This is a genomic window from Acidovorax sp. Root267, assembly GCF_001429215.1.
In the GTDB taxonomy this organism is placed as follows: Bacteria; Pseudomonadota; Gammaproteobacteria; order Burkholderiales; family Burkholderiaceae_C; genus Acidovorax; species Acidovorax radicis.
Map to the genome: position 1 here is coordinate 111256 of NZ_LMJC01000029.1, position 21938 is coordinate 133193.

The 21938-nt window shown below is 65.9% G+C and carries 17 protein-coding genes and 1 other RNA gene; 11 read left to right on the forward strand and 7 right to left on the reverse strand.

Annotation, left to right across the window (positions count from 1 at the left end; translation table 11 throughout):
- Positions 1–64: 64 nt before the first annotated feature.
- Together rnpB and rtcR are read right to left on the reverse strand one after the other, a co-directional pair.
- Positions 65–504, reverse strand: an RNA gene (gene rnpB, locus ASE39_RS18695) — RNase P RNA component class A.
- A gap of 10 nt (positions 505–514) precedes the next feature.
- The gene (rtcR, locus tag ASE39_RS16885) at positions 515–2173 is read right to left on the reverse strand and encodes an RNA repair transcriptional activator RtcR (protein WP_057271912.1); all 1659 of its coding nucleotides are present in this window, start codon (positions 2171–2173) and stop codon (positions 515–517) included.
- A 722-nt stretch (positions 2174–2895) separates the two neighbouring features.
- Here rtcR and ASE39_RS16895 point away from each other — a divergent pair.
- The 10 genes from ASE39_RS16895 (at position 2896) to ASE39_RS16940 (ending at position 14515) form a co-directional block, all read left to right on the forward strand.
- Positions 2896–4035, forward strand: coding sequence for a slipin family protein (locus tag ASE39_RS16895; RefSeq protein WP_057272111.1), 1140 nt, complete (start codon positions 2896–2898; stop codon positions 4033–4035).
- 9 nt (positions 4036–4044) lie between these two features.
- Positions 4045–4851 carry a hypothetical protein gene (locus tag ASE39_RS16900; protein WP_057271913.1) on the forward strand — a complete coding sequence of 269 codons (807 nt, stop codon included), beginning with the start codon at positions 4045–4047 and terminating at the stop codon, positions 4849–4851.
- A gap of 25 nt (positions 4852–4876) precedes the next feature.
- Complete coding sequence (locus tag ASE39_RS16905; RefSeq protein WP_057272112.1) at positions 4877–6097, forward strand: RtcB family protein; 1221 nt, start codon at positions 4877–4879, stop codon at positions 6095–6097.
- A gap of 3 nt (positions 6098–6100) precedes the next feature.
- The gene (locus tag ASE39_RS16910; RefSeq protein ID WP_140426817.1) at positions 6101–6799 is read left to right on the forward strand and encodes a DUF5677 domain-containing protein; all 699 of its coding nucleotides are present in this window, start codon (positions 6101–6103) and stop codon (positions 6797–6799) included.
- Positions 6800–6806: 7 nt separating this feature from the next.
- Entirely contained in the window at positions 6807–7883 is a 1077-nt protein-coding gene (gene rtcA / locus ASE39_RS16915) for an RNA 3'-terminal phosphate cyclase (protein WP_057271915.1), read from the forward strand.
- A gap of 169 nt (positions 7884–8052) precedes the next feature.
- Positions 8053–8970, forward strand: coding sequence for a cysteine synthase A (cysK, locus tag ASE39_RS16920; RefSeq protein WP_010462416.1), 918 nt, complete (start codon positions 8053–8055; stop codon positions 8968–8970).
- 577 nt (positions 8971–9547) lie between these two features.
- Positions 9548–10312 carry an endonuclease/exonuclease/phosphatase family protein gene (locus ASE39_RS16925; RefSeq protein WP_057271916.1) on the forward strand — a complete coding sequence of 255 codons (765 nt, stop codon included), beginning with the start codon at positions 9548–9550 and terminating at the stop codon, positions 10310–10312.
- Positions 10309–11547 carry a cardiolipin synthase ClsB gene (clsB, locus tag ASE39_RS16930; protein ID WP_057271917.1) on the forward strand — a complete coding sequence of 413 codons (1239 nt, stop codon included), beginning with the start codon at positions 10309–10311 and terminating at the stop codon, positions 11545–11547. Before ASE39_RS16925 ends, clsB begins: the two co-directional genes overlap by 4 nt.
- Positions 11548–11567: 20 nt before the next feature.
- A complete protein-coding gene (locus ASE39_RS16935) occupies positions 11568–12617 on the forward strand; it encodes a lysylphosphatidylglycerol synthase domain-containing protein (protein ID WP_057271918.1) in 1050 nt (349 codons plus the stop codon).
- Positions 12618–12793: 176 nt separating this feature from the next.
- Positions 12794–14515 carry an NAD(P)/FAD-dependent oxidoreductase gene (locus ASE39_RS16940; RefSeq protein ID WP_057229129.1) on the forward strand — a complete coding sequence of 574 codons (1722 nt, stop codon included), beginning with the start codon at positions 12794–12796 and terminating at the stop codon, positions 14513–14515.
- A 34-nt stretch (positions 14516–14549) separates the two neighbouring features.
- Here the strand turns inward: ASE39_RS16940 and ASE39_RS16945 are convergent, their stop codons facing one another.
- A complete protein-coding gene (locus ASE39_RS16945) occupies positions 14550–15893 on the reverse strand; it encodes an amidohydrolase (protein WP_057229131.1) in 1344 nt (447 codons plus the stop codon).
- Positions 15894–16020: 127 nt separating this feature from the next.
- Here ASE39_RS16945 and ASE39_RS16950 point away from each other — a divergent pair, with 127 nt between their 5' ends.
- The gene (locus tag ASE39_RS16950; protein ID WP_057229670.1) at positions 16021–17106 is read left to right on the forward strand and encodes a helix-turn-helix domain-containing protein; all 1086 of its coding nucleotides are present in this window, start codon (positions 16021–16023) and stop codon (positions 17104–17106) included.
- Between the two features lie 71 nt (positions 17107–17177).
- Here ASE39_RS16950 and ASE39_RS16955 read toward each other — a convergent pair whose 3' ends face one another.
- From ASE39_RS16955 to pyrC, 4 genes are all read right to left on the reverse strand, one after another.
- Positions 17178–18755 carry a methyl-accepting chemotaxis protein gene (locus tag ASE39_RS16955; RefSeq protein ID WP_057229133.1) on the reverse strand — a complete coding sequence of 526 codons (1578 nt, stop codon included), beginning with the start codon at positions 18753–18755 and terminating at the stop codon, positions 17178–17180.
- Between the two features lie 210 nt (positions 18756–18965).
- Positions 18966–19847 (reverse strand): protease HtpX, encoded by an 882-nt coding sequence (gene htpX, locus ASE39_RS16960; protein WP_057229135.1) that lies wholly within the window; start codon positions 19845–19847, stop codon positions 18966–18968.
- 195 nt (positions 19848–20042) lie between these two features.
- Positions 20043–20813, reverse strand: coding sequence for a DUF3025 domain-containing protein (locus ASE39_RS16965; RefSeq protein WP_057229137.1), 771 nt, complete (start codon positions 20811–20813; stop codon positions 20043–20045).
- Positions 20798–21850, reverse strand: coding sequence for a dihydroorotase (pyrC, locus tag ASE39_RS16970; protein ID WP_057229671.1), 1053 nt, complete (start codon positions 21848–21850; stop codon positions 20798–20800). The genes ASE39_RS16965 and pyrC overlap by 16 nt, the downstream gene beginning before the upstream one ends.
- Between the last annotated feature and the right edge of the window lie 88 nt (positions 21851–21938).

A 21938-nucleotide genomic window follows, 5' to 3' on the forward strand; every position in this document is an offset into this window, starting at 1 on the left:
GTGCTCCGCGCTGGGCATGGCCAACACCGCCGGCGCCCGCTCCAGGCGGGGAGAAGAAAATAAAGTGTGAAGCGCGCCGATAAGCCGGATTCTGTGCACCACGGTTGCCCGCAGTGTGACCGCCATTAATCTGGGCCGGGTGTCGCCACCACGGCTCGGTGCTACCTACCCGCCAACTCTGCGGAACCACATCAACGTTGGCCTACTTGGTATTGCTGCGCGTAGAGATTGCCCGTTTCACCCGAAGCGGGCGCCGCCCGCTTCGGGTGGCTAGGGTCTTTGCGGCTTGCGCCACAAACCGTCTGGCTTGCGCCAGCCGTACCCGCTTGCGCGGGTGACCGATAGAACACCTTCGGTGGCTGCTGCCTGCTCCGACTCGTCTCTGTTGCTCTGATCCTCACCTCACGGTGGGCAGCCGTTAGCTGCTACGCTGTCCTGTGCAGTCCGGACGTTCCTCCAGTGCCTGGTTTCCCAGATTGCACCAGCGGCGGTCTGGCGCGCTTCACGGGCGGGATTATCGCCCAGCGGCAGCGGCAGCGGCAGCGGCAGCGGCAGCGACACGATCCCAGTCCAGCCCAAACCGTGCCAGGTACTTGCGCAGCCGGTCCGCATCGTTGACCACCGTGCGCTGCGCGCGCGAGGCCTGGAACAGCTGGCGCCCCGCGTCGGACAGGGTGCGGGCCTTGCGGCACACCTGCAGCACGGCCGCCAGTTGCAGCTGGTCGAACAGGTCCATGGCTTCCACCGTTTCTTCGCCCAGCAGGACCGCAAGATCGTTGCGACCCAATGCGCCGTGCGTGGGCGCCAAACCGTTGCGCGCGTCGCTGGCGGGCTGCCACAACCAGCGCAGTCGGGCCATTTCGGCCTCGACCAGGGGCAGGCCAATGCGGCCGCTGTCGGCCAGTGTGGCCAGGCGTGTCACGCTGGCCGAGAGGTCGCGGAAGTTGCCGGTCCACAGGGCCTCGGGCGACTGGGCATAGCGCAGGTAGGCGGCGCGCGCCTCATTGGAAAAGCGCACGCTGCGGCCCAGCTCGGCGCCTGCGCGGGCCAGCTGGTGGTCTACATTGGGCTCGATGTCTTCAGGCCGCTGCGCCAGGCCCGGCAGCACATAGCTCCAGAGGTTGATGCGCGCGTACAGGTCTTCACGAAAGCGCCCTGCCGCCACCTCGGTGCGCAGGTCGCGGTTGGTGCCGGCGATCAGCTCGAAGTCGCTGGCCACTTCCCGGTCGCTGCCCATGGGGTAGAAGCGCTTTTCCTCCACCGCCTTGAGCAGCATGGCCTGCTCGTCCAGGCCCAGTTCGCCAATCTCGTCGAGGAACAGCACGCCCTTGTGTGCCGTGCGCAGCAGGCCCGCACGGTCGGCCGCCGCGCCGGTGAAGGCGCCCTTTTTGTGGCCGAACAGCGTGGACGCTGCGCCGTCGCCATGCAGCGTTGCGCAGTTCACTTCCACGAACTCGCCCTCCACCTGGTGGCGCGACTTTTTCAGCTCGAACATGCGCCGCGCCAGGTGCGACTTGCCCGCACCCGTGGGCCCGGTGAACAGAATGGGCGCACGCGAGCGCACCGCCACGCGCTCCACTTCGTCGATCAGCGCGTTGAAGCGCGCATTGCGCGTGGCAATGCCGCTCTTGAGGAATTGCACTGCATCGCGCTGCTCGGCGCCGAAGCGCTGGGCGATCACGTCGTAGCGCGACAGGTCCAGGTCGATCAGCGCATAGCTGCCGGGGTCGCCCATCTGCTGGCGCTTGGGCGGCGAGGTTTGCGCCAGCACGCCCGGAATGCGGCGCGACTCCACCAGCAAAAACAGGCAAATCTGCGCCACGTGGGTGCCGGTGGTGATGTGGGTCCAGTATTCCTCGCGCTCGGTGTCAAAGCGGTAGGTCTGGGTCCAGTCAAACAGCTTGGCATACACCTCGCCAAAGTCCCACGGGTCGGCAATGGGCAGGGGCACCAGGTTGACCGTGGTCTCGGGCGAAGCGGTGGCCATGTCCGCGCGCACCTGCTGGGCCAGCTCGCGGTGCGGCGGGGTGTACAGCAGCTCCAGCCGCTCGATCACCACGTCCTCATGCTGCACCAGCGACACCGTGGGGCGCCATTTCTCCCACCGCCCTGCGCCCCTGCCGGAGTCGAGCTGGGTGCCCAGGAAACCGATCACGACCTTGTGTTTGCGCATTCTATTTGTCTATTTAGCTAGCTTTCATTCTAGTTAATTCAAATCTACAAACAAAACCCATCCAATGCCTTCGAGAATTTCTCCATACAAATCAACAGCTTAAAAATTTTTCACTCACAACACACTGGCTGGCACACATCTGGCAATAAGGAAGACATCCAGTGCAAGCGGTGACCGCTCACAGGCCGGGGTTAGGACCAACGTTCGCCCCGCCGGTGCAGGGAATCCGGGCCATCAAGGCCTTGTCGATTCCCCGCATGCCGCACACCGCAAACGCTGGGTAACGGCAAGGTCGGGTGACGCCTCGCAAGAGGACGTGCCGGGTTCGACTCCCGGCTTGCCACCACTGGTAGCTCAGTCTGGTAGAGCCCCCCGAAAGGGGTTGTCGCAGGTTCGATTCCTGCCCATGGCCGCAAGGCCAGCACTTGGAAGTACCGGTCGAAAGACCACCCGCCGAACGCGGGGAGTTGCCCCAAGGTGGCGTTTTTGGACGCAACCGCAAGGCAAGGCCCCGTCAGCCGGTGGCGGTTTGTGCCAGCACCCGGCACAGCCCGCGCCCGCAGCCAGCCACGCTGCCGCCCTGCTTGCAGGGCAGCAACCACGGCGCACTGCAGGGCCCTGGCTGTGCCCCCTGGCACCCCGCCATCGCTGTAACGGCACCCTGATTGCCATGACAACAACGAAGAAGCAACGACAACGAAAGAACGAGGAGAAGAAAAATGATGAAGTTGATCCAACGCACCACCGTGAAGAAGAACGAACGCGCACTGCTGCTGCGCAACGGCAGCTTTGACCGCGTGCTCCAAAGCGGCACCTACTGGCTGTTTGAGGGCATGGACCAGCTGCGCGTAGAGACCTTCGCCCTCGAACAACCCGCCTTCACCCACGGCCTGGCCGACTACCTGATGGCGCAGGAATCCGCAGTGGTGGCGGCAGAGTTTGTGCAAGTGAACCTGTCGGAGCAGCAAGTGGGCCTGCGCAGCGAGAACGGTGTGCTGGTCGAAGTGCTGCCGCCCGGCACCCGCCGCCTTTATTGGAAAGGCCTGGTGGAGGTGAGTGTGCAGGTGATCGACCTGGAGGCAGGCCCCGAGCTGCCCGCCGCCCTGGTGGCGCGCCTGACGCACACACAACTGCGCCAGCGCAGCGTGACCGGATTGACCGGCGTGCTGCAGGTGCAGGTGCCCGAGGGCCAGTGCGCGCTGCTCACCATCGACGGCAAAGTGGATCGGCTGCTGCCTGCGGGCGCCTACGCGTTCTGGAGGTACGGCCGCACCATCGCCGTGGAGCTGGTGGACCTGCGCCTGCAGACCGTAGAGGTCTCAGGCCAGGACATCATGACCCGCGACAAGGTGAGCCTGCGGCTGAACCTGTCTGCCACCTTTCGCTACACCGATGTGCTGCGCGCCTTTGCCCAGTTGCAAAAGCCTGCCGATCACCTGTATCGCGAACTGCAGTTTGCGCTGCGCGCCGCCGTGGGCACCCGCACGCTCGATGAGCTGCTGGAGAACAAGACGGTGATCGACGACGTGGTGACCGCTCACATGGCCGCCAAATTGCAGCCCTTCGGCATGCAGCTGGAGAGCGTGGGTGTGAAGGACATCGTGCTGCCTGGCGAGATGAAGACCATCCTGACGCAGGTGGTGCAAGCGGAGAAGCAGGCCCAGGCCAACGTGATCCGCCGCCGCGAGGAAACCGCCGCAACGCGCTCCCTGCTCAACACGGCGAAAGTGATGGAGGACAACCCCGTCGCCCTGCGCATGAAGGAGCTGGAGACGCTGGAGCGCGTGGCTGAGCGCATCGACAAGATCTCGGTGTTTGGCGGTCTGGACCAGGTGCTCAATGGCCTGGTGAAAATGCGATGAAAGAAAACCATGAAAAAGAAACCAACGACTGCCGCAACGCCTCTGGAAGTCGCCACACAAGCTGTCTACCAGACCTTTGCGAAATACCAGGCACCGCATGGGCTGCTGGACGTCTGCACCGGCTGCTGCATGGATGCCGAGCTGGAGCGCGAGATGCGCCGCCTGCCTCTGCGCCTGCTGACCCGGGAGCATTTCTACCAGTACAACGACTCGGCCAAGAGCGCCGTACAACCCGCTGACGAGATTAAGTACTACCTGCCTCGCATGCTGGAATTGCTAGCGCAAGGCGCCCGTCTGCACCACTCCACCGAGCTGTATCTGGACCGGCTGGGGCGTTGCGAGGCCGGTGCATATTCCGCTGACGAGGCAGCGGCACTGCAGAGCTATGCGCGGTCATTCTTTTCCGAGGGCCTGGCGCACTGGGAGCCTGACAGTGAGGGGCTTTTCCAGGGAGAGTACGCATTCAGCATCTTGCTCATGTGGGACTATGCCGGCGTCCCCCTGGCGCCCTTGCTGGACGACTGGTTGGCAGACGACCGCGAAGCGGCGACGCTGAACTTTGTAGATTCCTACTACTGGGAATACTGGACGAATGGCGGAGCGATCTCCAACGCGTTTTCCGAAGCGCCCTTTCATGCCGCCATGCAGGCATGGCTGAATGATCCGCAAGTCAAAGCCGCGTGGGCACACAAGCTATTAAAGCTGGCAGAGGACGGGCCACCCGCCGATTGGCGCCCGGCATGCGCCAAATGCGGCCAGATCCACTACCCGCTGACCGAACGCATTGCAGCTGTCTTTGATGCAACGGCCAGCTGAAGATGAACGACAGAACAAAAAAAATATGAACAACTACGAACAATATGAAGTACCCAACGGCGTGCCCGTGAAGATGTGGACGAACGGCGTGCCCGTAGAAGAAGAAGCCAGGAACCAGCTGCGCAACATCGCGCGCCTGCCCATCGTGTTCAAGCACGTGGCGGTGATGCCCGACGTGCACCTGGGAATCGGTGCCACCATCGGCTCGGTCGTGCCGACGCTCAAGGCCATCATCCCCGCTGCGGTGGGCGTGGACCTGGGGTGCGGAATGATGGCGTGCAAGACCACGCTCACTGCCAGCGACCTGCCCGACAACCTGTCCGGCGTGCGCGCCGCCATCGAGCGCGCGGTGCCAGTGGGGATGACGCCCAAGCGCTTTGGCCGCGATAAGGGAAGCTGGGATACGCCGCCCTCCGAAACCGACCGCGCCTGGGCAGGTCTGGTGGATGAGTTCGAGGAAATTTGCGAAGCGCACCCGCGCATCAAGAACACCAACAACTACAAGCACCTGGGAACGCTAGGGACGGGTAACCACTTCATCGAGATCTGCCTGGACGAACACCAGTCCGTGTGGGTGATGCTGCACTCGGGCTCGCGTGGTGTGGGGAACGCCATCGGCACCCACTTCATCGAGCTGGCCAAGAAGGACGCCGAGATGAACCAGCGCAACCTGCCCGACAAGGACCTGGCGTACTTCGAGGAAGGCGCGCAGTACTTCGGTGACTACGTGAAGGCCGTGGGGTGGGCGCAGAAATTTGCCGCCGCCAACCGCGAGGTGATGATGGGCCGCGTGATTGCCGCGCTGCGAAAAGTCATCACCAAGCCGTTCGAGACGCACATTGAGGCGGTGAACTGCCACCACAACTACGTGCAGCGCGAAACGCACTTCGGGCAAGACGTTTTCGTGACCCGCAAGGGCGCGGTGAGTGCCGAGCAGGGCAAGCTGGGGATCATCCCGGGAAGCATGGGGGCCAAAAGCTTCATCGTGCGCGGAAAAGGCAACCCCGAGAGCTTCAACAGCTGCAGCCACGGCGCGGGCCGAACGATGAGCCGTACCAAGGCCAAGAAGATGTACACCGTGGCCGACCAGATTGCCGCGACTGAAGGCGTGGAATGTCGCAAGGATGCCGACGTGATCGACGAGATTCCGATGGCGTACAAGAACATCGACGCGGTGATGGCGGCGCAGCAGGATCTGGTGGAGGTGGTTTACACACTCAAGCAGGTCGTCTGCGTGAAGGGGTGATACATGACTGAACAAGAAATCCAGACAAAATATGTCGCGCACTTTTCAGAGTTGGACGCGCAGATAGTTCGGCTAGAAGCTGTTCTTCGTGAACATCCGTTCCTCTCGGGGAACATGCAGCACGTTGTCGTGCACGCCCTTGTGTTGCGATTGCTTGAGCTTGCGCGCAGCTGCGGCATCTTGTCCAAAGCCGGGATGGCTGCAGCAAGTGCATCTCTGAACCGCCAATGTTTGGAGGTAGGCTTCAAGCTAAAGGCCATATGTAGTGGCAACGCTACTCCTGAGGACTTCATGACTCAAGAAATCATCTCTCGGGCGAAGTCACGCCGATGGGTACTGAAGAACTCTGCAGCGCTTGAAGCACTTGGACCAGAATTGGCTGAGAGCCTCGCCAAAGAGGCTGAAGAGGCGGTCCGCTTGGAAGAGACGAAGGGCCTCAAAGAGATCAAGCCGCACGAATGGGCTGCACGCGCAGAAGAAATAGAGGTTTATCTGTTTGCATACTCAACACTCTCAGATTTCATCCACTGTGGGCCGGCGTCTTTGGGGCATATCTTCGATGTCAAACAGGATGGTCAGGTGTCTATGCAAACGGGACCTTCTGACTATTTCATTGAACATGTGATTGAAGGCGCCTGCCATTGCCTCGCCTCGTCAAGCAACGCAATCCAAGCCATGTTTTCCGAAAACACAGGCACCTAGACCCCCCATGCACAGCGCCTTGACGAATACCAGCCTGCATCCCCTCACCCTCGACGGCTCCACCGGCGAAGGCGGCGGCCAGATCCTGCGCACCGGCCTGGCCCTCTCGATGGTCACCGGCCGCCCGTTGCACATCACACGCATTCGCGCAGGGCGACCCAAGCCGGGGCTGATGCGCCAGCACCTGGCCTGCGTGCAGGCGGCGGTGGCCGTGTGCCGCGGGCAGGGGGACGGCGCCGAGCTGGGCTCGCAAACGCTGGTGTTCACGCCTGGCGCGGTGCGTGCGGGCGACTACCGCTTTCAGATCGCCACGGCGGGCAGCTGCCTGCTGGTGCTGCAGACCGTGCTGCCCGCGCTGATACTGGAGGGAGGCGAAAGCCGCGTGCAGCTGTCGGGCGGCACGCACAACCCGATGGCGCCGCCGTTTGATTTTCTGGAGCGGGCGTTTGCGCCGCTGGTGCGGCGGCTGGGTGTGGGGCTGGATCTGCAACTGCAGCGGCGCGGGTTCTACCCCGCTGGAGGTGGTGAGGTGCTGGCGCACATCACGCCTGCAGCGCTGCCGTTGACGCCAGTGGATGTACTGGAGCGCGGCCCGCTGCAAGACGCCTGGGGCGAAGCGCTGGTGCCGGGCCTGGCGCGCAACATCGCCACGCGTGAGCTGGACGCCCTGGGCCAGCGCATGGGCTGGACCTTTGAATCCGGCCGACTGCGCCAGCCCCCTGCGCGCCAGAACGAAGGCCCGGGCAATGCACTGCTTGCCACGCTGGAGTACGAGCACATCACCGAGGTGTTCTGCCAGCTGGGCGAGCGCAGTGTATCGGCCGTGCAGGTCGCCAAACGGCTGGTGGACGAGCTACGCGCCTACCAGCGCAGCACGGGCGCCTTGGGCCCGCACCTGGCCGACCAGTGGATGCTACCGCTGGCACTGGCGGTGTGGCGCAGCGGGCGGGCCGCGCGCTACACCTGCACCGAGGTGACGCAGCACACGGCCACCAACGCGCAGACCATCGCGATGGGCCTGCCGGTGCGGGTGCAGATCACGCCGGTGGACGGGGCCATGCGGGTCGATATCGCACCGGTGTAGCCCGCAGCCCGAACCAATGCCAAGGCCGGTTCCGCAGGCAGGGGCTGGGGGCAGCCCCTGCTGGCCGGCCTGCAACCCACAGGCCCCGGCATATCCATATCACCCAGACAGCAGAACAAGTGGTTCAGAATGCGCGTCACACCCCTCTTTGCACCTCACAGGAGACGCCATGAAAGTTGACAACATTCTGCAGACCATCGGCAACACGCCCCACGTGCGCATCAACCGCCTGTTTGGCCCAGCGGCCAACGTGTGGGTGAAGTCCGAGCGCAGCAACCCCGGCGGCTCGATCAAGGACCGCATTGCGCTGTCGATGGTGGAAGACGCCGAGAAGTCGGGCGCGCTCCAGCCCGGCGGCACGATCATCGAGCCGACCTCGGGCAACACCGGCATCGGCCTGGCGCTGGTGGCGGCCGTCAAGGGCTACAAGCTCGTCCTCGTGATGCCCGACAGCATGAGCATCGAGCGCCGCCGCCTGATGCTGGCCTACGGCGCGCAGTTCGACCTGACCCCGCGCGAAAAAGGCATGAAGGGCGCCATCGCCCGCGCGCAGGAGTTGCAGGCCCAGACGCCCGGCTCGTGGATTCCGCAGCAGTTCGAGAACCCGGCCAACATCGACGTGCACGTGCGCACCACGGCGCAGGAGATCCTGGCAGATTTCCCCGACGGCATTGATGTGCTGATCACGGGGGTGGGCACGGGTGGCCACATCACGGGCGTGGCGCGGGTGCTCAAAGCCAAGTTCCCCCAGCTCAAGGTGTTTGCGGTGGAGCCCACGGCCTCGCCGGTGATCTCGGGCGGCGCACCCTCACCCCACCCCATCCAGGGCATTGGCGCGGGGTTCATCCCCAAGAACCTCGACACCAGCCTGCTCGACGGCGTGATCCAGGTCGATGCCGAACCGGCCCGGGAATACGCACGCCGCTCTGCGCGCGAAGAGGGCATCCTGGTGGGTATTTCGTCGGGCGCCACACTGGCCGCCATTGCGCAGAAGCTGCCCGAGCTGCCTGCGGGCGCCAAGGTGCTGGGTTTCAACTACGACACGGGCGAGCGCTACCTGTCGGTGGAGGGGTTCCTGCCTGCATAAGTTGCCCCCTGAGGCGCAACCGCTTGGTGCCACCGCCAGAGGCGGTGTCTCTTCGATGCCGTCCAAGCCTGCGCAGGCAGGCTTGGAGCCGCGGCGTCTCAGCCCCCAGGGGGACGCACCGGGTGGCCTGGCAGAGCCAGTTCCACGGGCGCAATGGCCTGGGGGGCGCCAGTTTCCAAGGTGCTGGGGTGGCTAGCCCCTGGTGCCAGCCCTGAACCCGGCACGCAGCTAAGAACGTGTTCACGATCTCGCAGGGGTCACGTTGGAGCGCAATCGGGATGAGTGGATGCTTCGGATGCGCCGCATGGGCTCATGCCCATGCAAGCAGCCGGGGCTTCCAATCGCCCGATTTCGCTCCAACCCTTCGGGCAGCGGTCTTGGCGGGCGGTCTGCGGCGTTGGTGAACACGTTCTAAGACACGGGGTCAGGCGCCGAAAGCCTTTTTCGGCCAGCGCAGCACAAACCCACGGCCAGCCGTCCTACAGCGGCGGCGCACTGCGGCCCCAACAATCGTTTCACCCTTCGGCCCGCCCCTGGCGGCGCCCACGCCGAAGGGCACCACAACGATTGTTTGCCCATGGACACCATCCCATCACAGCCCATTGCGTTCAAGGTGCTCACCGTGAACGTGCACAAGGGCTTCACCACCTTCAACCGGCGCTTCATGCTGCACGAGCTGCGCGAGGCCGTGCGGGGCGTCGCGGCAGACCTGGTCTTTCTGCAGGAAGTGCTGGGCACCCACCACCGGCACGCCAGCCGGTTCGCCAACTTTCCGCAGGTGCCCCACTACGAGTTCCTGGCCGACACCATCTGGTCGCAATACGCCTACGGCCGCAATGCGGTGTATGACAACGGCGACCACGGCAACGCCCTGCTGTCCAAGTTTCCGATCACGCACTACGAGAACCACGACATCTCGATCAGTGGGCCCGAGCGGCGCGGCATGCTGCATTGCGTGCTGCAGCCGCCCGGACACCATCTTCCGGTGCATGCAGTCTGCGTGCACCTGGGCCTGCAGGAATCCCACCGACAGCGGCAGCTGATGCATGTGTGCGATCTGCTGCGCAGCTTTCCGGCCAACGAGCCCGTGGTGCTGGCCGGTGATTTCAACGACTGGCGCAACCGGGCACACGACATCCTGCACCGCGAGGCGGGCTTGCAGGAAGTTTTTGTGCAGGCCTTTGGCCGCCCGGTTCGCACCTTTCCGGCTGCCATGCCGCTGCTGGCACTGGACCGCATCTATGTGCGCAACGCCGCCGTGCACTCCCCCCTGGCGCTGCCCAAAAAGCCCTGGGACAAGCTCTCGGACCATGCGCCACTGGCGGCGGAGATCCTGCTATGAAACGCCCTGCCTTCAGCCTGCCGCGCTCGTCCCGCTGGGTGCCGGGGAACCAGTTCGAGTTGCTGGAAAACGGCGAGGATTTTTTTCCCCGCGTGTTCAACGCCATCACCAAGGCCCGGCGCGAAGTGATGCTGGAGACCTTCATCCTGTTCGACGACAAGATCGGGCAGGAACTGCACGCGGCCCTGCTGGCCGCAGCCCAGCGCGGTGTGGAGGTGCACGTGCTGGTGGATGGCTTTGGCTCGCCCGATCTGCCAGACACGTTTGTGGGCAGCCTGGTCGATGCGGGCGTGCGCTTTCGCATCTTTGACCCGGGCCGCCGCTTCCTGGGGCAGCGCCTGAACATGCTGCGCCGCATGCACCGCAAGATTGTGGTGGTGGACGGCGAGCTGGGGTTCATCGGCGGCATCAACTATTCGGCCGACCACGTGGCGGACTTTGGCCCCGAGGCCAAGCAGGACTATGCCGTGCAGGTGCGCGGGCCCATCGTGGCGCAGATGCAGCATTTCACACGCGAGGCGGTGCTCCACCGCAATGAGCGCAAGCGCCATCCAGCCGCAAGCGCCCCCAGCCAGTCCGACGCGGGCACCGCACACGCCATTTTTGTGACCCGCGACAACCATGACCACCAGAGCGACATAGAGCGCCACTACCGCGTTGCCCTGCGGTCTGCGCGCCACCGGGTGGTGATTGCCAACGCCTACTTCTTCCCCGGCTACCGCTTCATCCGCGAGATGCGGCGCGCCGCAAAACGTGGTGTGGATGTGCGGCTGATCCTGCAAGGCCAGCCCGACATGCCCATCGTGAAAACGGCGGCCGGCCTGCTTTACGACCATCTGCTGCGCGCGGGTGTCCGCATTTATGAATACTGCGACCGGCCGCTGCACGGCAAGGTGGCGCTGGTGGACGACGACTGGTCCACCGTGGGCTCGAGCAATCTCGACCCGCTGAGCCTGTCGTTGAACCTCGAAGCCAACGTGATCATCCGCGACCGTGCCTTCAACGACCACCTGTATGGCCGTCTCTCGCACCTGATGGAGAACAGCTGCAAGCAGATTGAAGCTGTCGCACCCGGCCGGTGGAATGGCCTGCGTCTGCTGCGCAGCTATGCCGTCTTCCACCTCATGCGCTGGTTCCCGGCATGGGCGGGCTGGCTGCCCAAGCACCAGCCCACGATCACGCTGGCCAACCCGGGCACTGCGGCCGCAGAACCCACCGGCAGCGCAACCGCCTGACAACATCGGGCGTCCCCACCATGGCCACCCCCACGCTGCTCGCCGACACCGACGCCATGGAGGCGCCACGGCGCAAAACCAGCCAGCACGGCCGGCGCAACTGGCCGCGGCAGGCCTGGTGGCCCTGGGCCACCCGGGGGGTCGCCGCCGCTTTTTTTGCGACGGTGGCCTGGCTGATCTTTCGGCAAGCGCGCACGGTGGACTGGCCCGCCGTGCTGCAAGCCCTGCGCGACCTGCCCAGCACCGCACTGGCCATGGGCGGTGCGCTGGCGTTGCTGAGCCACTTCACCTACGGCAGCTTTGACTGGGTGGGCCGCCATTGCAGCGGCCACCGGCTACCGCGCGCCACCACGCTGGGCATTGCCATGACCAGCTACCCGTTCACGCTCAACCTGGGTTCGCTGATTGGCGGTGTCGGCGTGCGCTACCGGCTGTATGCAAGGCGCGGCGTGGACCCGGGCACCATCAGCCAGGTGGTGGGCACCAGCATCCTGACGAACTGGGTGGGCTACCTGCTGCTCGCGGGTGTGCTGGCCTGGCTGTGGCAGCCGCCTGCGGTGGCGGGTTGGGCGGTGGAGCCCTGGCAGTGGCGCCTGGGCGGGACGGTGCTGGGCAGCCTGCCCGTGGCCTACATGGCGCTGTGTGCGCTGCGCAGCGGGCGCGCACTCACGCTGCGCGGTCACGCGTTTCCGCTGCCCCGCTGGCCCGTGGCGCTGTGGCAGGTGGCCGCGTCGGCCACCAACTGGATGCTGATGGGCGCCGCGCTGTGGACGGTGCTGCAACACCAGGTGAGTTACCCCGCCGCGCTGGCCACTGTGCTCCTGGGGGCCGTGGCCGGGCTGGTGTTGCGCGTGCCCGCCGGCCTGGGTGTGCTGGAGGCCGTGGGCGTGGCGCTGCTGGCCGCCGACACGCTGGGGCAAGAAGAAGTGCTGGCGGCGCTGCTGGCCTACCGGGCGCTGTATTACTTTGGGCCGCTGGTGCTGGCGGCCGCAGCGTTCGGCGTTACAGAGCTGCGTTGGCGCCAGCAGGCAGACCCGGACGCTGAAAGCACTTCAGACCAAAAAATATGAGTCAAATATGCCTCCAGCGCTTATCTATAAATCGCGACCAGCTATTAATTTGATAGTTTTTAGGCAGGCGGCTCCACGCAACTTTCCCACCCGGGATTCCATCCGCAGCACACACCCCGTATCATCGCGGCCCCACGCCATTGCAACCCGCCCGATCGACACGGGCCCGCAAGAACATGATCCGACTCTCCGAAATCCGGCTGCCCTTCACTGTGGCCGAAGCCCCCGAGGCGCCCCTGCGCGCCGCTGCCGCCCACATTCTGGGCCTGGCAGATGCCGACATCGCCCATCTGCATGTCTTCAAGCGCAGCTTTGATGCGCGCAAGGTAGACCTGCTGGCGGTGTACATCGTGGACATCACCCTGGTCCAGCCCGCGCGCGAAGCCGCGCTGCTCGCGCAGTTCGCGGGCAACCCGCACGTTCAGCCGACGCCCGACATGGCCTGGCACCCCGTGGGCCAGGCGCCTGCCGACCTGCCCCTCCGCCCCGTGGTGGTGGGCTTTGGCCCCTGCGGCATCTTTGCGGCACTGGTGCTGGCGCAGATGGGTTTCAAGCCCATCGTGCTGGAGCGCGGCAAGCCCGTGCGCGAACGCACCAAGGACACCTGGGGCCTGTGGCGCAAGCGCGAGCTGCATGCCGAAAGCAATGTGCAGTTTGGTGAAGGCGGCGCAGGCACCTTCAGCGACGGCAAGCTCTACAGCCAGATCAAGGACCCGCGCCACCTGGGCCGCAAGGTGATGAACGAGTTCGTGAAGGCGGGCGCCCCAGAAGAAATCCTGTACGTCGCCCACCCGCACATCGGCACCTTCAAGCTGGTGAAGGTGGTAGAGAACTTGCGCGAGCAGATCATTGCGCTGGGCGGCGAGATCCGCTTTGAGCAGCGCGTGACGGATGTGATCGTGGAGAGCGATGCCCAAGGCCAGCGCCACCTGCGTGGACTGAAGGTGCTGAACCAGGCCACGGGCGAGGTCGCCGAGCTGCGCGCCGACCACGTGGTGATGGCCCTGGGCCACAGCTCACGCGACACCTTTGCCATGCTGTACGAGCGCGGCGTGGCGATGGAGGCCAAGCCGTTCTCCATCGGCTTTCGCATCGAGCACCCGCAGGGCGTGATCGACCGCGCCCGCTGGGGCCGCCACGCGGGCCACCCGCTGCTGGGTGCGGCCGACTACAAGCTGGTGCACCACGCGGCCAATGGGCGCGCGGTGTACAGCTTTTGCATGTGCCCCGGCGGCACCGTGGTGGCCGCCACCAGTGAGCCGAACCGTGTGGTCACCAACGGCATGAGCCAGTATTCGCGCAACGAGCGCAACGCCAACGCGGGCATGGTGGTGGGCATCGACCCGCGCGACTACCCCACCGACCCCGCAGCGTTTGAAACGCACCTGGGCCAGACCTACGGTGTGGAGCGTCTGGCTGTCGGGCAATTTCACCCGCTGTCGGGCAGCGTGCTGCAGCGCCAACTCGAATCGAATGCTTTTGTGCTGGGCGGGCGTGACTACAGCGCGCCGGGCCAGCTGGTGGGCGACTTCATCCAGGGCACGCCGTCCAGGCAGCTCGGCGATGTGGAACCGTCGTACAAGCCCGGCGTGGCGCTGGGTGATCTGCACGCTGCCCTGCCCGCCTACGCCATCGAGGCGCTGCGCGAGGCGCTGCCGGTGTTCGGCCGCAAGATCAAGGGCTTTGACATGCACGACGCGGTGCTGACGGGCGTGGAAACGCGCACCTCGTCCCCACTGAAGATCGGCCGGGGCGAGAACCTGCAAAGCCTGAACACCGCCGGGCTGTACCCGGCGGGTGAAGGGGCGAGCTACGCGGGCGGGATTCTGTCGGCCGGGGTGGATGGCATCAAAGTGGGCGAGGCCGTCGCCCGGAGCCTGCTGGGTGTAGTGGGCTGACCTGCCTCCCGGCGGTGCAGGCCAGTGGCATCGCTTACTTGCGCTGCAAAAAGTCCACGGCCAGCGCCGCCAGCGAGCGGGCCCCCACGGGCAGTTGGTCTTCGTCGATGTCAAACAGCGGCGAATGGTTGGACGGGGCCTTGTTGAAGTCCGCACCCTTGGGCGGTGCGCCCAGGAAGTAGAAGAAGCCCGGCGCCACCTTCTGGAATTCCGAGAAGTCTTCCGAGCCACTGACCTTGGGGATGATCATCGCCTTGCCACCCATGGCGAGCTTGAGTGCTGGCAGCGAGGCTGCCGTCAATTCGGCGGGGTTGCTGGTGACCGGGTAGGCCACGGGGCCGAACACCACCTTGGCCTTGGCGCCGCTCGACAGGGCAATGGACTCGGCCGTGGTGGTGATGCGCTTCAAGGCTTCCTGCCGCATTTCCTCGTCAAAGGTGCGCAGGGTGCCCATCATCTCGACGTTGTCGGGAATGATGTTGTAGCGCGTACCGCCCTGGATGGAGCCGATGGTGATGACGGCCGGCTCCTTGCTGATATTGAGCTGGCGGCTGACCACCGTCTGCAAACCCAGCACCACCTGGCTCGCGGCCACCACGGGGTCCACCGCGTTCCAGGGGGATGAACCGTGGCCGCCACGGCCTTCGATCAGGATCTTCAGGCTGTCGGAGCCCGCCATCAGCGGGCCGCTGCGGTAGCCCACCACGCCCGCAGGCAGGTTGGCCGTGATGTGCAGGCCGTAGATGGCCTGCACGTCCTTCATCGCGCCTTCCTCCACCATGGCTTTGGCGCCAAAGCTGGACACCTTGCCGGTCGCATCGGGCTCCACCGGCGCGCCTTCCTCGGCAGGCTGGAAGATGAACTTGATGGTGCCAGGCAACTTTGCTTTCATGCCGGCCAGCGCCTCGGCCGCGCCCATGAGCATGGCCACGTGGGCATCGTGGCCGCAGGCGTGCATCACCGGCACTTCCTTGCCCAGGTAGTTGGCCTTCACCTTCGACGCGAAGGGCAGGCCGGTGTTCTCAGGAACGGGCAGCGCATCCATGTCGGCACGCAGCGCCACCACCTTGCCCGGCAGGCCACCGCGCAGCGTGCCCACCACGCCGGTGCCACCCACGTTGGTCTGCACTTCCATGCCCAGTTTCTTCAAGTGCTCGGCCACCAGCTTGGCGGTGCGCACTTCCTGGCCCGACAGTTCGGGGTGTGCGTGGATGTCGCGGCGCCAGCCGACCATCTTGGGGGCCACGGCGTTCACGGCCGCATCAATGGCCTGCAGGCCGGCGGCATCCAGCGCCTGGGCGTGGGCCGAAGAAACGGCGCTCAGCCCGCTGGCGGCAAGGCCTGCGGCAAGTGCGATGGCGGAAAGGGGTTTGTGCATGGGGCAGATCCGTAGGGTGGGTGACAGCTTGCAAGGCCGGGGCAGGGAGCAAAAAGCACGTTCATGCTAAAAGCCGGCACGGCCTTGGTGACAAGCGAAAATGGCCATCCAACGAGCCAATACCGCCATGCCATCGCCATCTTTGTCCTCGCCTTCGGGCGATTCCAGGCCCCCGGTCTTTCGCGTGGACATTCCGCTGCTGCCCGAGTCCGCCGTGGGCAACGCGCTGCAGTTCATCGACCTGCTGCGCGGCGCCAACCTTCTGGCCGGCTTGCGCATGGGGGCAACGGCGCCGCGCATGGCCTGGCGGCTGCTGGATGCCCAGGGGCTGCCCCTGCCACCCTTGCCTGGGCCCCTGGCGGCCTACACCCCAGCGGAAGACTCGGCAGCAGACACCGCCCCCGCCCACGCGCTGTTCATTGCATCGATCCACGCCGCCGACATTCCGAGCATTCGCACGGTGGCGGGCCGGCACGGCGCGCTGTCGCGGCAGTTGGGCATTGCGCTCGATGCCGGGCAAAAGCTGCTCACCGTGGGCAATGGCGCGTGGCTGGCGGCGCAAAGCGGACGGCTGAACGGGCGCAAGGCCAGCCTGCCCTGGTTCTACATCGCAGGGTTTGAGCGGGACTTTCCGGAGGTGGGCCTGAGCCTGGGCCAGGACCTGTCGGACGACGGCCCCTGGATCAGCTGCGCGCTGCCGCAGAGCGTGAACCTGCTGGCCGTCGCCCTGGTGCGGCATGCACTGGGCGAAGAGCTGGCCGCCGCCTGCGAGAGCGTGATGGCACCCGACCACCAGCGCGCCCGCGCGGCCCTGCAGGCCAATGCACAGCAACACATCCCGGCCACCCGCGACAGCACGCTGGCGCGCGCCATTGCCTGGATGGAGGCCCATTTGGACCAGCCCTACTCGCTGGCCCGGCTGGCCGAAGCCGCCTCGGTGAGCCCCCGCACGCTGCTGCGGCACTTTCAGCAGGAGCTGTCGCAGTCACCGCTCGATTACCTGCACGGCCTGCGATGCCACCGCGCCAAGGTGATGCTGGAAGTGACGCTGGAGAGCGTGCCCAGCGTTGCCGTGGCGTGCGGCTATGCCGACCCGGCGGCTTTCAGGCGCATCTTTGCGCGCTACACCGGCATGGCGCCGACCGAATACCGCAGGCGCCATGCGCTGCGCGCGCCGCGCAGGCGCTGGCGGGTGGATGTGGCTGCGCGCTGAGCACAGAGCGGGCTGGCCCACACCGCCCCTACGGCCATTGCGTCGCGCAGTGTGGTGGCGGCAGCACCCAGCTAGCGCAGCGCCACTGCCGAGGACCCCGGGGGCAACCGGAACGCCTCCACCAGTTCGGCCAACTGCTGCGCCTGCACCCGCAGGCCCTGCGCAGCGGCGGACGATTCTTCGACCAGTGCGGCGTTCTGCTGCGTCATCTGGTCAAGCTGCGAGACCGCCTCGCCCACCTGGCTCAGGCCCGTGGTCTGCTCGCGTGCCGCGGTGCTGATCTCGCCAATGATGGTGGCCACCTGCTGCACCGAGTTCACGATCTCGCCCATGGTGCCGCCTGCTGCGTGGACCAGCTTGGTGCCTTCGTCCACCTGCCGCACGCTGTCGCTGATGAGGCCCCCAATCTCCTTGGCTGCGGTGGCCGAGCGCTGCGCCAGGCTGCGCACCTCGCTGGCGACCACGGCAAAACCCCGGCCCTGCTCACCCGCGCGCGCCGCTTCCACGGCGGCGTTCAGCGCAAGGATGTTGGTCTGGAAGGCAATGCCATCGATCACGCTGGTGATGTCGGCAATGCGGCGCGACGACAGCGCGATGCCGTCCATGGTGCCCACCACGCGGTCCACGGCCTCACGCCCGCGCTGGGCCACGCCACTGGCACCGGTGGCCAGGGTGCTGGCCTGCGCGGCGGCGTCGGCGCTGTGGCGCACGGTGGCCAGCAGTTCCTCCATGCTGGCGGCAATTTCTTCGAGGTTGGAGGCCGTATGTTCGGTGCGGGCCGACAGGTCGGCGTTGCCCGCCGCGATTTCGCTGCTGGCACCGGCCACCGAGGTGCTGGCCTGGCGCATGCCCACCACCAGTTCCGCCAGCCGTGCCTGCATGCCAGCAAGGCGCGCCAGCAAGGCCTGCAGTTCGTCGCGGCTGCCCGCCTGCAGCGCTGGCACCGGTGAGGTGAGGTCGCCCTCGGCAATGCGGTCGGTGACTTCGGACGCATGGGCCAGCGGCTGCAGGATGGAGCGCGACAACAGCCAGGCGCAGGCCAGGCTCAACAGCAACCCGACCACGGAGCCCGCCGCCAGCAGGGTGATGCCCTGGCGCTCGCTGCGGGCGGCGGCCTCGCGGGCCTCGGCGACGCGCTGGCGCTGGAAATCGGCCAGCTTGTTCACCGAGGCGGCGTAGGCGTCGGCCGCCGGGCGCAGGCGCGTGGCAATGGCGTCGGGCGGCAGGGCCTCGCCGTCCTTGCGGCGTTTGACGAGGTCGTCCCGCACGGTGCGAAAACCATTGCCTGCCTTGTCAATGGCATCGAACAGGGCCTGGGACTCCGGGTCCGCCGCCAGTTCGTCCAGCCGCTTGCGCACTTCGGACGACCGGGCCGATGTGACCTTGCGGTCGGCATCGATGCGCGCAGCGTAGGCGGGGTTGTCGATTTCCAGCAGGGTTTCGGCCCGCACGGAGCTGAGCACCACGATGGCGTGCAGCTCGCGCGCCAATAGCGCCCGTTCGGACGATGCGCCGCCCAGGTCGTCGGCGATGTCCTGCAACCCCGCCAGCCGCCAGATACCGACGGCGGCCGAAAGCGACATGACCAGGCAGACAACGCCAAAGGCCAGGGCCAGGCGGACCGCAACACGTGCGTGGGAAATGGACATGAAGTGCTCTCGTGGGAATGATGATCAGTGATGCAGCTGCGCGCCGCGCAGCATGCGGGCCCGGGTCACCACCAGCTTATCGACAAAAGGTTACAAGCCCTTGAGCCTTCCCACAAGACCGCCGGTCCCGCCCCCCAATGAAAAGGCCGCTGCAGGAGCCCCTGCAGCGGCCTCAAAGGGCCGTGGGCCCGGGCCCCCAACGGATCAGGCTCAGCCTTGCTGCTGTGCGTTCTGCAGTGCGGCAATGCGCTCTTCGATGGGCGGGTGGGTGCTGAACAGCTTGCCAATGCCACCGGCAATGCCCATGGCGGCCATGCTCTTGGGCAGCTCGGCCGGGTGCATGCCGCCCAGGCGGGCCAGTGCGTTGATCATCGGCTGGCGGCGGCCCATGAGCTGGGCGGCGCCCGCGTCGGCACGGAACTCGCGCTGGCGGCTGAACCAGGCGACGATCATGGCGGCCACAAAGCCCAGCAGGATGTCGAGCACGATGGTGGTCGCGTAATAGCCGATGCCGGGGCCCGAGCTGCTCTCGTCGTTCTTGCGCAGGAAGCTGTCGACCGCGTAGCCGATGACACGCGACAGGAACACGACGAAGGTGTTCATCACGCCCTGGATCAGCGTCATGGTGACCATGTCGCCGTTGGCGATGTGGGCCACCTCATGGCCGATCACGGCCTCGACCTCTTCCCGCGTCATGCCTTGCAGCAGGCCGGTGGACACCGCCACCAGGGCCGAGTTCTTGAACGCGCCCGTGGCAAACGCATTGGGGTCACCCTCGAAGATGCCGACTTCGGGCATGCCGATCTTGGCTTCGGTGGCGAACTTGCGCACGGTCTCGACGATCCAGCGCTCGTCGGGCGAGCCGGAGCCGTCGATCACGCGCACGCCCGAGGTCCACTTGGCCATGGGCTTGCTGATAAGCAGCGAGATGATCGCGCCACCAAAGCCCATGACGAGCGCGAAGCCCAGCAACGCGCCCAGGTTCAGCCCGTTGGCCGTGAGGTAGCGGTTGACGCCCAGCAGGCTGGCCACCACCCCCAGCACGACAACGACGGCCAGGTTGGTCATCACAAACAAAAGGATCCGCTTCATGGAATGGGTTCTCCGTGGGGTAAACAACAACAAGTGTTTGCTGGCTCAGATGGGGCCCGGCGGCTGCGCTTCAAGCGCCGCCCCCGGCCTGCGGGGCCACTGCGAGCCCCGGGCAGCCCCCATGGCCGCGATTTCATCGCGCTATGGTAGGTGCAAACCCCGACCAGGGCCTTATCACACAAGCCTTGACGGGAATTAGGAAAAGGACGCTGCCCGCAAGGGCCGGAATACCTGCGCATCGGCATAGAAGCCCGGCGCTTCGTTGGCGGGCCACCAGCCGGGTACGCCCAGCACGGGAAGCGGCGTGAAGGGCTTGGTGGCCCATGCAGTTGCCTCAACCGCCCCTGCCAGCCAAACATCTACATTCGCTATGGATTCGATAGCTGCTGGCGCTTTGAATACGTGCGCCACCATCGGTTTTCGCGGGAGAACCAGCTTTTCGAGCAGCGCATGGCCGAACAGCACCAGCCGGGCCTGGCCCCACAGCGGGCGCAGGTCGATGAACAGGCGCTGCCAGTCTCGCGCATTGAGCGCATCCCACAGGGCATCCGGCGCCTGCAACAGCGCACCGTTTTCATCGAATACCGTGAGCGCATCACGCAGCGGCCCACGCACGGCCTGCACGCCGTCGGCAGCGATGGCCTGGGCCTGCAACTGGTTCAGGCGGCGCTTGGTGTGCGGAAACTGCAGCCAGACCAGGCCGTTGAAGAAGTCGTGCAGGTTGTCACGGGTGGGGACACGGCGGGTGTCCCAGATGTACTGCTCGTAGGCCGTGCCGTCCGGCAGTTCGTCTTGCGGCGCGAAGCCTACAGGCCCGCCCAGCGGCGCGGTGGCCTGCAACGCCTGGTGCACAGACTGACCGCCCCGCGCCTGCTGCGCCACGGGCTGGCCCAGGCTGCGCCACGGCGCCAGCCAGGGAGCACTCCAGTCGATGGCGTCGAAGGGCTGACTTACACCAGCCGCCACGGCAGGGCTTCACCCGCACGCAGGGGCTTGAGCTGGCCCTCGCCAAACGCAAAACTGTCGGGCGGTGTCCACGATTCGCGGCGCAGGGTGACGGTGGTGGTGTTGCGCGGCAGGTTGTAGAAGTCGGGGCCGTGGAAGCTCGCAAACCCTTCCAGCTGGTTGAGCGCGCCCGCGTTGTCAAACGCCTCGGCATACATCTCGATGGCGGCGTGGGCCGTGTAGCAGCCGGCGCAACCGCTGGCGTGTTCCTTGAGGTGCGCGGGGTGTGGTGCGCTGTCGGTACCCAGGAAAAACTTGTTGGACCCACTGGTGGCGGCCTGCACCAAAGCCACGCGGTGCGTTTCGCGCTTGAGCACGGGCAGGCAGTAGTAGTGCGGGCGCACGCCGCCGATGAAGATGGCGTTGCGGTTGTACAGCAGGTGGTGCGCGGTGATGGTGGCGGCGGTGAAGCGGTCAGCGTCTGCCACGTAGTCGGCCGCGTCCTTGGTGGTGATGTGCTCGAAGACGATCTTCAACTCGGGGAAGTCGCGGCGCAGCGGGATCAGCTGCTGCTCGATGAACACGGCCTCGCGGTCGAACAGGTCGATATCGCTGCTGGTCACCTCGCCGTGCACCAGCAGCAGCATCCCTGCCTTCTGCATGGCTTCGAGCGTCTTGTACGTCTTGCGCAGGTCGGTCACGCCCGCGTCGCTGTTGGTGGTGGCGCCAGCGGGATAGAGCTTGCAGGCCACCACGCCCGCGTCCTTAGCGCGCGCGATCTCGTCGGCGGGCAGGTTGTCGGTGAGGTACAGCGTCATCAGCGGCTCGAACTGCACACCGGCAGGCACGGCGGCCAGGATGCGCTGTTTGTAGGCCAGTGCCTGCTCGGCCGTGGTCACGGGCGGGCGCAGGTTGGGCATGATGATCGCGCGGCCAAACTGGGCGGCCGTGTGCGGCACCACAGTGTGCAGCGGCTCGCCGTCGCGCACGTGCAGGTGCCAGTCGTCGGGGCGGGTGATGGTGAGGGTGTCGATGGGGGTGGGGGGTGCGGCTGTCATGGGCAGCATTGTCCCATCGGCTTGAAAACTATCATTTTTATAGCTACTAGCGCTTACCAAATAAGCGCCAGCAGCCAAAAATACTCAA